The organism is Nguyenibacter sp. L1 (genome assembly GCF_035199985.1).
In the GTDB taxonomy this organism is placed as follows: domain Bacteria; phylum Pseudomonadota; class Alphaproteobacteria; order Acetobacterales; family Acetobacteraceae; genus Gluconacetobacter; species Gluconacetobacter vanlangensis.
Genome location: NZ_CP127015.1, coordinates 2,064,143 through 2,078,043, shown reverse-complemented (window position 1 = coordinate 2,078,043; position 13,901 = coordinate 2,064,143). Strand labels below are relative to the sequence as shown.

At 58.0% G+C, this 13,901-nt stretch carries 11 protein-coding genes; all 11 read left to right on the top strand.

All coding sequences use genetic code 11. The features are described 5' to 3' along the window. Nucleotides 1-295 precede the first annotated feature (295 nt). The 11 genes from QN315_RS09360 to bioB all read left to right on the top strand — a co-directional run bounded on the left by QN315_RS09360 (nt 296) and on the right by bioB (nt 13,719). The gene (locus QN315_RS09360; protein ID WP_323993213.1) at nt 296-1,645 is read left to right on the top strand and encodes an MFS transporter; all 1,350 of its coding nucleotides are present in this window, start codon (nt 296-298) and stop codon (nt 1,643-1,645) included. Nucleotides 1,646-1,757: 112 nt separating this feature from the next. Then, nucleotides 1,758-4,226 carry a TonB-dependent receptor domain-containing protein gene (locus QN315_RS09355; protein WP_323993212.1) on the top strand — a complete coding sequence of 823 codons (2,469 nt, stop codon included), beginning with the start codon at nt 1,758-1,760 and terminating at the stop codon, nt 4,224-4,226. Nucleotides 4,227-4,282: 56 nt separating this feature from the next. Beyond that, the gene (locus QN315_RS09350) at nt 4,283-6,034 is read left to right on the top strand and encodes an alpha-glucosidase (RefSeq protein WP_323993211.1); all 1,752 of its coding nucleotides are present in this window, start codon (nt 4,283-4,285) and stop codon (nt 6,032-6,034) included. A gap of 88 nt (nt 6,035-6,122) precedes the next feature. Further along, complete coding sequence (locus QN315_RS09345) at nt 6,123-7,352, top strand: Glu/Leu/Phe/Val dehydrogenase (RefSeq protein ID WP_323993210.1); 1,230 nt, start codon at nt 6,123-6,125, stop codon at nt 7,350-7,352. 291 nt (nt 7,353-7,643) lie between these two features. After that, entirely contained in the window at nt 7,644-8,438 is a 795-nt protein-coding gene (locus QN315_RS09340) for a 5-oxoprolinase subunit PxpA (RefSeq protein WP_323993209.1), read from the top strand. A 94-nt stretch (nt 8,439-8,532) separates the two neighbouring features. Continuing rightward, nucleotides 8,533-8,988: an acetyl-CoA carboxylase biotin carboxyl carrier protein subunit gene (locus tag QN315_RS09335; protein WP_323993208.1), complete on the top strand. Its 456-nt coding sequence runs from the start codon at nt 8,533-8,535 to the stop codon at nt 8,986-8,988. Nucleotides 8,989-8,991: 3 nt separating this feature from the next. Further along, the gene (gene accC, locus QN315_RS09330) at nt 8,992-10,344 is read left to right on the top strand and encodes an acetyl-CoA carboxylase biotin carboxylase subunit (RefSeq protein ID WP_323993207.1); all 1,353 of its coding nucleotides are present in this window, start codon (nt 8,992-8,994) and stop codon (nt 10,342-10,344) included. Further along, complete coding sequence (locus QN315_RS09325; protein WP_323993206.1) at nt 10,337-10,738, top strand: biotin/lipoyl-containing protein; 402 nt, start codon at nt 10,337-10,339, stop codon at nt 10,736-10,738. Before accC ends, QN315_RS09325 begins: the two co-directional genes overlap by 8 nt. A 76-nt stretch (nt 10,739-10,814) precedes the next feature. Next, nucleotides 10,815-11,810: a biotin-dependent carboxyltransferase family protein gene (locus QN315_RS09320; protein WP_323993205.1), complete on the top strand. Its 996-nt coding sequence runs from the start codon at nt 10,815-10,817 to the stop codon at nt 11,808-11,810. 115 nt (nt 11,811-11,925) lie between these two features. Further along, entirely contained in the window at nt 11,926-12,603 is a 678-nt protein-coding gene (gene pxpB / locus QN315_RS09315; RefSeq protein WP_323993204.1) for a 5-oxoprolinase subunit PxpB, read from the top strand. Nucleotides 12,604-12,699: 96 nt separating this feature from the next. After that, nucleotides 12,700-13,719, top strand: coding sequence for a biotin synthase BioB (gene bioB / locus QN315_RS09310; RefSeq protein ID WP_323993203.1), 1,020 nt, complete (start codon nt 12,700-12,702; stop codon nt 13,717-13,719). Nucleotides 13,720-13,901: the final 182 nt, after the last annotated feature.

The following is a 13,901-nucleotide window of genomic DNA, read 5'->3' as shown; positions in this document are numbered from 1 at the left end:
CTCTCCAGTATGCATGGATTAATTATTATATTATAATATGTTATCTAGAGTTGGTCGGTGTGGTACTCTCACGATGTGGCTATAAGATTATCAGCTACCCGTATAATGCTAAAATCGTGGGCAATTTAGATACGCAACTGTATTGTCATCCCCAGCACCGGATGCGCAGGAACGTCTATTCCGCCCTTTCGGACTTGAGAGCCGTTCGATCGGGTATGCGGTTCGTCACACACTATATTCGCGAACGTGCACGTCGTCCAAGGACGGCGCTGGCGTTATATAAGGGGGCTCTGTGATGTCATCTATCGAGAGTAGCGTCACAGGCACCCTGGAAGGTGATGCGGCAATCGTGCGGACATCTGCTGAAAGGGCGACTTGGCGCGCCGCAGTCGCGGCTGGTGTCGGGACGACAGTGGAATATTATGATTTCCAGCTATTCGGCATCATGTCGATCTTCCTGGGCTCGGCGTTCTTCGCCGCCGATCGTAAAGACTCTGCCTTGTTCGCAACTCTTGCCGTGTTCGGAGGCGCCTTTCTCGCCCGACCACTGGGCGGCTTCATCTTCGGCTTGATCGGAGACACAAAAGGACGACGTCGCGCGCTCCTTATCACCGTTCTCGGCATGGGTCTCGCCAGTGCGACCACCGGCCTTCTGCCGTCGGCAAGGAGCATCGGTATCGCCGCTCCGCTGAGCCTTGTTTTTCTTCGTCTTGCACAGGGTTTTTTCGCCGGCGGCGAAGTCACCGGAGCCGCCACCTATATTGCCGAAAGCGCGCCAAGAGGCCAACGCGGCTTCTTCGGGGCCTTCAATCCTGCAGCCGCCATCTTCGGCTTGACGCTCGCCACCGGGATCTCGGCGCTCACAGAATCCTTCATCGGCTCCGCCGCTATGTCCGAATGGGGATGGCGCGTGCCATTCCTTCTCTCGATCCCCTTGATTCTCGCATGCTTTGCAGCCCGCCGCACGTTACGTGAGACGCCCGGCTTCGCTCATGACCAGTTGCACGTGCATCGCAAGAAGCAGCCAATTGCAGAAGTACTGAATTCTTTCAAACGCCCCTTGCTATTGCTCATAGCGCTGGGCTTTGCACAGAACGTCGCCGCCTACATGAGCCTACTCTATTTGAGCATACAACTGACGCACTGGATGGGGTATAGCTCCGTCTCCATATCCTGGCTTTTCGCCATCACCTCGTTCCTGTCGGGGCTGGCCATGCCGATGGTCGGACGGCTATCGGACACGCTCGGCCGCAAACCGGTGATCGGCGCGGGATTCCTCGGATATGCTGTTCTTTCACCTTTGACCCTCTATGTCGCTGGTTTCGGACATATGAGTTGGACCGCAATCGCCGTATTGGCGGCGAGTGTTCCGTTGGTTCTGGTCCAGGCGACAGCCTACCCCCTCTACGCCGAACTTTTCCCGACTCATGTGCGCTACACCGGCATGTCTCTCGGTTTCAACATTGCCACGATCATGGGCGGCGGCACCGCTCCTTATCTAGGAGCATGGCTGGTGGACCGTACTGGCAGCAATCTCGCTCCGGGCTTTTATGTGTCCGCCGTGACGCTCGTGGCTTTTGCGGTCAGCCGTCTTTTGCGTGAAACCGCGGACGACGATATCGAAAGTCCCAACATAAGTCCGTAGCGGCGCCTTGCTCGCACGCTACCGCACTCTCCCGCCTCCGATCGCACGTCAAAAACTTCCCGGCGCAAACGCCGGCTCCTTAAACTCGTCTCAAGCCCAGAAGGGGCCGATCATGATGTTCGTTAAAAAACTCCATTCTGTCCTCATGACCACGACGGCACTTACGGTCGGTCTCGGCTGGTGTCAGGTCGTACAAGCCCAGACCGTCGCGTCGCCCCCCTCTACAGCGGATGAAGCCATTCAAGTGATGGGTAGCCATTTACCCGGAAACTCCGCGCGCAGCGTGACAACGCAGGCCCATAGTACGACGCAGGTCTTTGTCGTTACGGCGCAAGAGCTTAAAGCCACAGGGCAGACGAATGTCATGGCGGCCATCGCACAGCTTTCCCCGTCAGTCTCGTCGCCCGCCATTGGCGGATCGGGCGTGTCGGGCTTTACCCGCACGATGACGTTGCGCAATCTCAACGCCGATGAGACGCTGATCCTGGTCAACGGCAAACGTCGTCATTTGGGCGCGAACTTCCTGCAGACGGCGGGGGGAACAGATCCCAGCGATATTTCACTTATTCCCATGAGTGCGATCGATCATGTCGAGATCATCACAGAAGGCGCGACAGCCCTGTATGGACAGGATGCGATCGGGGGCGCCGTTAACATTATCCTGAAAACCGATAATCACGGGGGCAGTTTTACCGCCCAGAATAGCGGCTTCTATGCCGGGGACGGCCAAGCCATCGACATTACTGGCGATTATGGCTTCAAACTCGGAAAGCAGGGCGGCTATCTCAACCTGGCGGGGCAATTCACCAATCAACTCCCGAGCAATCGGTCTGGCGCCTATTCTAAAGAGACATATTTCCCGCTTCCGAATGGCAGCCCGGACCCGCGGGCGGCGATACTTGGGACCGATCTCAGCCGCAATCTCGGCGTCGTGCGCAGTCAACTTGAAACATTCAGCGCTAACGGTGCCATCCCGATTTCTGAAGGGGCCGAATTCTATACGACGGACACCTATTCCCATCGGGACGGCTGGGTACCTGAGGCATATCGCCCGGCAGCGGACGACGAGACCGTGCGCGAGATTCATCCCAACGGTATGGCCCCTTACCTGACAATGACCGAAAACGACTTTCAGATAAATAATGGCTTTCGGGGCAGCCTTGGAAAATGGTCGTGGGATGTCTACACGAACTATGGTCGCGATCAGCAGCGCTACGGCATGCAGGATTCGGATAACCCGACCTATGGTTTGCAGAGCCAGACGAATTTCTACGACGGAACAAATATTGCCTCAGACCTTAGCTCCGGTTTCAAGGTATCCCGCCACTTTGATACGGGCTTTCTGCCGAAGCCCCTCAACCTGGAATTCGGCGGAGAATATCGCCACGACACGTTCCAGTTGACTCCGGGCGATCTTCAATCCTGGTCAAATGGTGGCATCCTGATCCTGGGTGGCCCAGACGCCGGCAAGCCCGCGTCGGCCGGTGCGGCGGACCATTCCGGAACGCCACCAAGCCTTGCCAGCAGTGCAGGTCGGGACGTCTTCGACGGACACGCGAATCTTGACTTCTTCGTGCTTCCGAACTGGGAGTGGACGTTGGGCGGTCGCGTGGTCAATTACAGTGACACCACGACCGTGTCGACCGGATCGATCGGCACACGCTATAACATCAACAAGCGTTGGGCCATTCGCGGCAGCGTCAACACGGGCTACAGGCCTCCAACCTTGGCTCAGCTGAATTACTACTCTGCCGCGCAGGGCCCCACATATACGACCGTACAGTTGCCCAGCGACAGCGTCGCGGCGCGCGCGCTAGGCTCCAGTGGTCTAAAAGGGGAGTATTCTCGCTCCTATAGCGTGGGCCTCGATGCCACACCTGTGGATAACTGGCACATCACCGCCAACCTGTACCGAATCGCCATCAACGACCGTCTCGCCGACTCCACGCAGTTTGGCGGCCCGGTTCTGGAAGGCGTCCTGGGTGGTATTGGCTTCCCGAATGTTCAGTTCGCTTCGTACTATACCAATCCCGTCAACACTGTAACCAATGGCGGCGACGTCAGCACGGATTACACGCTTCATCTGCAGCGCTATGGCACTCTTAGATTAGCTATGGCGATCAATTTTGCTGACACGGAAATCACACACTTCAACCAAACCCCGAGCCAGCTTGCTCAGTTGGGATTTCAATATTTCAACGCGGTTTCCCAAAACACATTGGAACACCAGTACCCGAAGAACTCCGAAAATATTAGTGCCAACTGGAAGGTCAGCAAGTTCTCGATTTTCGCACAGGAACAACGATTCGGGTCCTACACATACATCCTGTCTCCGGGGCTGCCAGAAAACGATTGGTCACAGGTCCATCCGGGATTCATCACGAACGTTGAGCTCGGCTATGACGTCCTGCCCCGACTACACATTGCGGTAGGCGCCAACAACCTATTCAATAAGTATCCGACCATGATCAATCGCGCACTCGACATCAAATACCAGAGCGGGATCTTTACCTACCCACAGACCTCGCCCTACGGCTTCAACGGCGGCATGTACTATGTGAAGGGTAGCTGGACCTTCTGAGATAGAGCGCCGCGCTCAGAGACTTGAGTTCACCAGCAAGGCAGGGAGACTAACGAATGTTGAATCGCCGCAACTTGTTGGCTGTCTCAACACTGGGCGCGAGCGCGGCACTGGCCGATCTAAAGCCGGCTATTGCGAAGGATGATGTGAACCCGACACATACGTGGTGGAAGGAAGCTGTCGTCTACGAAATCTATCCCCGCTCCTTCAAGGACTCGAATGGTGACGGGATTGGTGACCTCGGTGGGATCATTGACAAGCTTCCCTACATTCGAGATCTCGGCATCGATACGATCTGGCTCGCGCCGATTTTCAAGTCGCCGAACCGCGACAACGGCTATGACATCAACGATTATCGGGCGATCATGCCCGAGTTCGGAACGATGGCGGATTTCGACACTCTCATGTCGAAGGCGTCGAAGCTCGGCATACGCATCATCCTCGATCTGGTCGTCAATCACACCAGCGACCAGCATCCCTGGTTCCAGCAGAGCCGTCTCTCCAGAGACAACCCTTACCGAGACTACTATATCTGGCGAAAGCCCGGCCATGGTGGGGCGCCCAACAACTGGCCGTCGGTCTTCGGCGGTAGTGCCTGGACGTTCGATCAGGCAACCGACAGCGGCTATCTGCATCTATTTTCACCCCAACAGCCCGACCTGAACTGGGATAACCCTGCGGTCCGCGATGAGATCTTCTCCATCATGCGGTTTTGGCTGGACAAGGGTGTGTCCGGTTTTCGTATGGACGCAATCACGCTCATTTCCAAGGATCCGTCACTACCGAACCTGACGCCCGAACAGCTACACGCCCCTGAATATGTTTATGCCGCCGGGCCGAAACTTCATGCCTATTTACGGGAGATGAACGATCGCGTCCTCTCCCACTATGACGCGATGACGGTTGGCGAGGCATACGGTATTCGTGCCGATGAGGTCTCTCTCTTCACTGATCGCAGTCGTCGTGAACTGGACATGGTGTTTGCGTTCGATATCGTTCACATAGACCGTGATGGGTGGCGCAAGATCGCATGGCCCTTGTCAAAACTGAAAAAGATTTATGCAGAGGCCGGACAGCCCAAGTCCCAGGATTCCTGGAACACCGTCTTCCTGGATAATCACGACCAACCGCGCGCAGTCTCTCGTTTCGGCAACGATAGTGCGCAGTTTCGGGAAGTGTCCGCGAAAGCCATCTCCACGCTGCTCCTGACGCAGTGCGGCACGCCATTCCTCTTCCAGGGGGAAGAGCTCGGCATGACAAACTTCCCGTTCCGGACCCTCCGTGACTTCAAGGACGCACAAGTCGCGTCGCAGTGGAAGGCCAAAGTAGACGCGGGCCTGGTTGCACCGGACGTATTTCTTGAAAATCTGAAATCTCTGGGCCGAGACAACGCACGCAGTCCCATGCAATGGGACAGGACGAAGAATGCAGGCTTCACCACCGCAGCAAGCCCGTGGTTTCCCGTGAATCCGAACTATACGGACGTTAACGCCCAATCATCCGTATCCGACCTGAATTCACTCTATCACTATATAGGGAGGCTGATCGCTCTCAGGAAGAAACTTCCAGCGCTTATTCATGGATCCTATCGTGATCTCGACCCGGACCATGTCTCTGTATTCTGTTATGCCCGCCAATGGAACAACAGCACGATCGTGGTCATGATCAACATGTGTGACCGGGGCATCACCTACGAACCTCCCGTGCCGCAGCTTGGCTCGCTAGTGACATCCAGCAACGAACAGCCAAACGTCGGAAAAGGCATTACCTGGCTGCAGCCATGGGAAGCGCGCATCTACGCTGCGTAATTTTCTTCATAATCACATCGATCCGGAAATTTCGTCGTAGAATCACGGAGCACATGACGCAATGATTTACACTGGAAGCGTCTTCGAGATGGCCAAGCGCCAGTTTGAAGACATCGCCGATCATATCGGAATCCCAGACTCCGAGCGAGCCCGCCTGCTCTATCCCAAGAGAGCAATCGCCGTGTCCTGCCCGATTCATCGGGACGACGGCACGACGGAAGTCTTTCAGGGATACCGGGTGCAACATCACCTGTCGCTGGGAGCGACCAAGGGCGGCGTACGCTTCTCTCCAAACGTCGATGTTGGTGAGGTGGCGGCGCTCGCCATCTGGATGAGTTGGAAGTGCGCGCTTGCCGGCCTTCCATATGGCGGAGCAAAGGGAGGTGTAACGGTGGATCCCCGCACACTCTCACCGCGCGAGCTTGAGGCCCTGTCACGCCGCTATATGCAGGAGATGATCCCGTTCGTCGGTCCTCACACCGACGTCATGGCCCCGGATGTCGGCACGAACGAGCAGGTCATGGCGTGGTTCATGGATACATATTCCATCAATTGCGGTCATACGGTCACGGAGATTGTAACAGGAAAGCCCGTCTCCTGCGGCGGTACGGCCGGGCGACGGGAGGCGACGGGAAGGGGCGTCACGCATACGGCCATGCGGGCCGCCGAGACTATTGGTCTTGAGGTCAGCGGCTCCACGGCGATCATCCAGGGCTTTGGGAATGTCGGGTCGGTGGCCGCGATTGAGCTGGCCGCACGCGGCGTTAAAATCATTGGCGTGAGTGACCACAGCGCGTGCTATTTCGATCGCAATGGCCTGCCGGTCGCCGAATTGGAGCAGTATGCCGCCCATCATGGGTGCCTGAGCGGCTTTTCCACCGAACTATTGGAAGATCCTCAAGAACTTCCGTATCATGCATGCGATTTTCTCGTCCCTGCCGCGATGGAGCGTATGATCGACGCACACGCGGCGCGGCGCCTCCGTTGCAGGATCCTTGCGGAAGGCGCGAACGGGCCGACCACCCCTGAAGCCGACACTGTTCTGGCCCAACGCAAGGACGAGATTTTTGTCGTACCCGACATCCTGTGTAATGCGGGCGGTGTGGTCGTCAGCTATTTTGAATGGGTACAGGATCTTCAGAAGCTGTTCTGGGAAGAGGAAGAGGTCAATACCCAGCTCTTTCGAATCATGGATCGCTCGTTCGCCCAGATGCTGGCGCGCTCACGGGCGGACGGGATCTCGAACCGTCTCGCCGCCATGGCCATTGGCGTCGAGAAGGTGCGTCAAACGAAGGCCGCTCGGGGTCTTTTCCCGTGATATCCTCTGGCCCGCTGGGAGGCGTCAAAAGGTTTTACTATACCCCCAGAGTCTCCGGCGAATCGTATGATCACAGGAAGATCGAAGATAGAAGAGGCATCAAACAGGCATCGCGGATGAGGCTCCTGCCTCTCCGGTCTGTCTTTCCGACGGGGCCTGGTCGTCAGGTATCCGCGCGATGGTGGTCACTCAATGTTTTGACGGTCCATTGACCGAACGCAGTCATTTTCCCCTTTCGCCGCATTGGATGCCGGCTCCATCCGCTGTGTGCAAGAATTTCCGGAGTGAGAAATGAGTTCCTTACGTGTTGCCATCGTTGGCGATCTTGGTGAGAGTTTTGGAAATTACGTCATCGGCGACGATAAGACGCTGCTTGAGCGCGTAACGATGGCCAATGTAGCCTGCGGCTTTCACGGCGGTGATCCTCGGGTGATGGACCAGACCGTACGCAGTTGCGTCGCGCGCGATGTCGAGATCGGCGCACATCCGGGGTATCCCGATCTGGTTGGGTTCGGGCGCCGTGCGATGGAAGCGTCCGAAGAGGAAATCCGTACCGACGTGCTGTATCAGCTCGGCGCGCTGAGCGCTTTCGTCAATGCCCATAAGGGCACCATCAGCCATATCGCGCCGCATGGCCGAATGGGCAGCATGGCGACGAGCGACCTCGTTCACGCCCGCGCCGTTGTTGATGCGGCCGCTTCGTTCGATCCGTCACTGGTCGTGATCTGTCAGCGTGGACATCTGGAAGAACAGGCAAAGAAACGGGGCATGCCTGTCGCCATGGTGTTCCTTGGCGATCGCGCCTATGGCGACGACGGCCTGCCTGTCTCCCGCTCTCTTCCTGGATCCTTGTTGCATGATCCGGTGGAAATAGCGGAACGTTGTGTCCGCGTCGTGCAGGACGGGATGGTCAAGTCTGTTACGGGCAAGCTGGTGCCGCTGGGGCACGATGTCGACACCATCCTGCTGCACGGAGACAATTCCAGCGCGCTGCCGATCAGTGAGGCTTTGTGCAACGCTCTGGACGCGGCCGGCATCAAGAGGGCAGGCGTTCGCGAGGTACTCGCACATAAATCGAGGGCCTGAGATGTCAGGAGGACGGTTGGATTAGCGGGCCGTCATTCAAACTGGCAGGGGATGAAATCGTCGGCCCAAGGGATCTGGTTGGAGGGCGTCAGAAGTGGAATTTGAATTTATAAAAAGGGTGCTGGATCTCGCGGTTAGACGCGGGATCACGGTACTCACGCTCGAACGACAAGGGCTCAAGATACGCATCGAACGGCGTGAAAGCCGCGGCGTGTCGTCACGTTCGGATTTGCAGCCCCCCGACGTCCCTGCCCAGGACGAAACACCGTCCCCGTCCGCAATGCCTGCGCCACACATGCTGCAGGCGGTGAAGGCCCCTATGACGGGCGTCATTCACCTCTCGCCGAAGCCCGGAGAGCCGCACTTTGTCTCCGTCGGGGACAAAGTGACGAAGGGCCAGCAGGTTGCGATTATCGAAGCCATGAAGACCTTCAGCGCGATCAAGGCGCCATGCAGTGGCCATGTCCAGGATATCGCCGTAGGCAACGGCGATGAAGTCGACGGAGGCATCGACATCATGCGGATCCATCCGTCTGACGAGGTGGCCTGAGCCATGATCAAGAACGTTCTAATTGCCAATCGCGGCGAAATCGCCCTCCGCGTGATCCGTGCGTGTCACGAACTCGGGCTGCGTGCGACCGCCATATACTCTACCGCGGATCGTGACGCGGCGCATGTGGCGCAGGCGGACGACGCCATTTGCATCGGCCCCGCATCCGCCGCGCGGAGTTACCTCAACAAGGAAGCCATTCTTCAGGCGGCGCATATAACCGGCGCGGATGCGGTCCATCCAGGCTACGGCTTCCTGTCGGAGAACGCAGCCTTCGCCCGTATGGTCGTGGAGCGCGGTCTGGTGTTTGTCGGGCCCCCGGCCGATGTGATCGACACCATGGGGGACAAGCTTGCAGCGAAGAGAGCCATGATCGAATCGGGCGTACCCTGCGTCCCTGGTACCGAAGACGCACTACCCGACGACCCTGAGGCGATTCGGTCGTTGGCGGAACAGGTCGGATATCCCGTACTCATCAAGGCGGCCGCCGGCGGCGGCGGACGTGGCATGCGTGTCGTGGAGAAGCCAGAGGACCTTATCGAGGCTGCTTCCCTGACACGCACGGAAGCCGGCCAGGCATTCGCGAATCCCGATATCTATATCGAGAAATTCATGGCGACACCGCGTCATGTCGAAATCCAGGTCCTCTGTGACAATTATGGGAATGCGATCTGGCTTGGCGAACGCGATTGTTCGATGCAAAGGCGCCACCAGAAAGTGCTGGAGGAAGCACCCGCCCCGTTCATCGCGCGTCACCTGATCGCCGAGGTTGCGGAGCGGGCGGTCGCGGCCTGCAAGCTCATCGGCTATCGTGGTGTCGGGACGTTCGAGTTTCTCTATCAGGACGGACATTTCTACTTTATCGAAATGAATACGCGCCTTCAGGTCGAGCATCCTGTGACGGAACTCGTCACGGGGGTCGATCTGGTGCAGGCGCAATTACGCGTCGCGCAAGGCGAGACATTGTGGCTACGGCAGTCGGATGTGGACTTGAGAGGCGTTGCGATCGAATGCCGCCTGAATGCCGAGGATCCCGTCACCTTCGCTGCCTCTCCTGGCACGGTCACCACATGGTGTCCCGCGGGCGGCCCAGGCATACGTGTCGACTCGCATATGCGCGCCGGTGACGCGGTATCGCCGTACTATGATTCAATGATCGGCAAGTTGATCGCCTATGCGCCCACCCGGGACGAGGCCATCCGGCGCATGCTCCGCGCGGTGCGGGAAACACGTGTCGAAGGTGTCTCCACGAACTTGACGTTGCATGAGCAAATCCTCCTGAATGACGGATTCGTCTCCGGTACGTTCGACATTCACGCGATCGGCAAATCGATCAAGGTAGAACCCGATGTCTGAAAAATTCCTTGAAGAACTGGAAGAGATCATCGTGCTGCTACGCGCGTCGGGCACGAAGAAGTTCGATTACAGTTCCAGCACGACAACAGTACACCTCACGTTTGCGGATGTTGCCGAAACACCTCCGTCCCCCACGGCGTTGGCCAGCGCCGAGGAGATGACGCAGGTCTCCTCCCCCGGCATTGGCTACGTACATTTCGTGCAGCCGGGGACGGAGCATCCCCTGATTGAATTGGGTGCGGCGGTTACCAGGGACCAGACGATCGCCATCGTGGCATTTGACTCGATCTTCATGTCGGTCAAGTCTCCCGTCTCCGGAAAAATTGCAGACCTTCATGTGGTGGAGGGTCAGCGGGTTGGTTATGACGACCTGATTGCAACCGTGACCCCCTGAGGATGGCTGAAAGTTTGGGGAGCATTATTCATGCCGCAGTTTCCCCATTGGCCCGCCCTGTGAGAACGAGATAGCTATGTTGAAAATTCTGGCGTGCGGGCCACTCAACACGATACAGGACCGAGGCCGTCTTGGTGCCCGTCGGCTTGGAGTCGGTGTCGCGGGGCCCATGGATCCGGTCAGTTTTCGTATTGGCAATATCCTGGTCGGGAATCCTGACGACGATGCCGCGATCGAAATCCAGACCTATCCCTTCGAAGCGGAGATCCTTCGTGCTGGCCGGTTCGCGGTAACCGGCGCAGGTCGGGCCAGATTGGATGGTATCCTGCTTCCGGCGTTCTGGTCGGGCTTCGTCCGGGTCGGACAGGTGTTGAGCATCGCGTTTGGCCCCACAGGCGTGCGCAGCTATCTGTGTGCGGCCGGTGGGTTCGACGTTCCGCATGTGCTTGGATCAAGAAGTACGCAATTGCGTGGCGGATTTGGTGGATTCCAGGGGCGAGAGTTGGCTGAGGGCGATGAAATCGCCATTGGACGACCGTCGAACCCCGACATCCTTGATATGCCGGATTATGGGGTGGGTTTGCCATCTGTCGAGCTGAGCAGCCCATGTAACCGGCAAGAGACGCATCTGATCGCCCGGGCGGTGCCGGGTGCGGAATATGCACTCTTTACCCCGGAAGCCCGCGCGCTTTTCTGGTCTACTCCCTGGACCATTACCCAATTGAGCAACCGCACAGGCTACCGGCTTGCCGGCGAGGCATTGTCTCTCACCGGTCCTGTCGAAATGCGATCGCACGGCGTGCTCCCCGGAGTCGTCCAGGTGCCGCCGGCGGGGCAGCCGATCGTACAGATGGTGGATGGCAATACGGTCGGCGGCTATCCGAAGATCGCCCATGTCATCGACGCGGATATGTGGCGGCTTGGGCAGGCCTCGGCCAATCAGACCGTCCGGTTCGTGTGGGTTTCGTATCAGGAGGCAATTGCCGCTTCCGAGGAAGTGGACGCCTATCTCGATAGTTTGAGGTTGCGGTTATCCAGATTTGTCTCGGCAACGCGCGTGGCTCGTTTGTAGGAACATTTTTACGCGATTGCGTGCTTCTGCCCTCATCATGATCTGTCCTCGATCATGGGCCTGATGCCAGATTACTTTTTCTTATTGTATTCGTTTTTCTTGCGGTGGATGAAGTATGTCTCTTGTCATCAAAGATAAGGTTGCGGTCAACATCGCAATGCTCGGTACGTCCGCGCTGATTATACAGCCCGATGGCGAGCAGACGATCGATATTCAACGCCGGATATGGGCGATGGGCCATGCGGTCGAACAATGGGCGGGTGTACGGGAGATTGTCTTTGGGATGACGAATTTGATGGTTGTGTGTGAAACGCACATCCCGTCGCCCGAAGCGTTCTCGGAGCAACTGACAGCGGAATGGCATCGTTCAGATGCAGCCCTGACTGAGGTCCGGCTGATAGAGATACCGACCACCTACGGCGGTGAACTGGCAGTCGACATAGAGGGTCTCATCGAACGCACCGGCCTCGACCTTGCCGCAATCGCGCAATTGCATGCGGGTTCGATCTACGACGTGTTCGCGGTGGGCAGCGCGCCAGGTTTCGCCTACCTTGGAGGCTTGAATCCACGCCTGTTCATGCCGCGCAAAAAGACCCCATCACTTCGTATTGAAAAAGGATCCCTGACGATCGGCGGGATGCAGACGGCGATCTCGTCACTCACCGGACCCAATGGCTGGAATGCGATCGGATGCTGCGATGTCGAACTGTTCGATATCTCAAAGGATCATCCGTGTCTCCTTGCGCCTGGCGATCGCATTCGGTTCGTTATCGACAAGGTCGAAGCAGGCTAAGGTTCCCCCGTCCCAACAGGAAAATAGGCCAGATGCTAAAGCTCGATAACACCGTGCTCTAGCCATGGTGCCACGGAAGTACCGCTAGGAATTCTCATGCAGCATCACATCGTCTCGACATCGCCGAAGTCTTCCTTTGTCTCCTTCCGCCACGACTGGACCCGCGACGAAGTTGCCGCGCTCATCGCGCTGCCCTTTCCCGAGCTGATGTTCCGGGCGCAGAGTACGCACCGCGCCTTTTTCGACCCGACGGAGATGCAGATCTCCACGTTGCTGTCGATCAAGACCGGCGGATGTCCGGAAGACTGCGCGTATTGCCCGCAGAGCGCGAAGCATGAACAAGGGGTGAAGGCGACCCGCCTGATGGCCGTCGAGACGGTGCTGAAGGAAGCGCAGACGGCGAAGAACGCGGGTGCGAGCCGCTTCTGCATGGGGGCCGCGTGGCGGTCTCCGAAGGATCATGACCTGGAGACGGTCTGCGCCATGATCGAGGGCGTCAAGGGCCTCGGCATGGAGACATGCGTGACGCTGGGGATGCTGGATTCGCGCCAGAGCGAGCGCCTGCGCGCGGCCGGCCTCGACTACTACAATCACAACCTCGACACTTCGCCCGAATATTACGGCGAGATCATCACCACCCGCACCTACCAGGAACGGCTGGACACGCTCGCCAATGTGCGCGACGCGGGCATCAATGTCTGCTGCGGCGGCATCGTCGGTATGGGCGAGGATGAAAGCGACCGCGCCGGCCTGATCGCGACGCTGGCGAACCTGCCGAAGCATCCGGAGAGCGTGCCGATCAATCTGCTCGTCCGGGTGGCGGGAACGCCGCTTGCCGAAGCCGAGGCGGTTGATCCCATCGCCTTCGTCCGCATCATCGCTGCCGCCCGCATCACGATGCCCGCAAGCCATGTGCGGCTTGCGGCGGGCCGCGAGACTATGTCCGACGAGGCACATGCCCTGTGCTTCATGGCCGGCGCGAACTCGATCTTCTACGGTGAGAAGCTGCTGACCACCCCCAATCCCGCCGAACATCGCGACCGCAGATTGCTGGCGGAATTGGGGATGAAGACACAGGTCATCGTCGGCAAGCGCGAGAGTACATCCTCTCTGTGATATTGATCCAGTAGTTCGTCCGGGTGGAAACCCATGACAAGCCCGTACCATGCCACCCTCGCTCGCCTGATCAAGTTACGGCAATCCCTGCGAAGCATGGGTCGCTTTTGTTGTGACCGAATGTGTATCATCACGGGGAAGTACATGGTACAAAGCGCAGCCGCAATGCTTCATACTTGGGG

Coding starts and splice junctions, on each gene's coding strand:
- bioB (WP_323993203.1), top strand. CDS start 12,700: ATGCAGCATCACATCGTCTCGACATCGCCGAAGTCTTCCTTTGTCTCC.
- QN315_RS09360 (WP_323993213.1), top strand. CDS start 296: ATGTCATCTATCGAGAGTAGCGTCACAGGCACCCTGGAAGGTGATGCG.
- QN315_RS09340 (WP_323993209.1), top strand. CDS start 7,644: ATGAGTTCCTTACGTGTTGCCATCGTTGGCGATCTTGGTGAGAGTTTT.
- QN315_RS09355 (WP_323993212.1), top strand. CDS start 1,758: ATGATGTTCGTTAAAAAACTCCATTCTGTCCTCATGACCACGACGGCA.
- QN315_RS09350 (WP_323993211.1), top strand. CDS start 4,283: ATGTTGAATCGCCGCAACTTGTTGGCTGTCTCAACACTGGGCGCGAGC.
- QN315_RS09325 (WP_323993206.1), top strand. CDS start 10,337: ATGTCTGAAAAATTCCTTGAAGAACTGGAAGAGATCATCGTGCTGCTA.
- QN315_RS09320 (WP_323993205.1), top strand. CDS start 10,815: ATGTTGAAAATTCTGGCGTGCGGGCCACTCAACACGATACAGGACCGA.
- accC (WP_323993207.1), top strand. CDS start 8,992: ATGATCAAGAACGTTCTAATTGCCAATCGCGGCGAAATCGCCCTCCGC.
- pxpB (WP_323993204.1), top strand. CDS start 11,926: ATGTCTCTTGTCATCAAAGATAAGGTTGCGGTCAACATCGCAATGCTC.
- QN315_RS09345 (WP_323993210.1), top strand. CDS start 6,123: ATGGCCAAGCGCCAGTTTGAAGACATCGCCGATCATATCGGAATCCCA.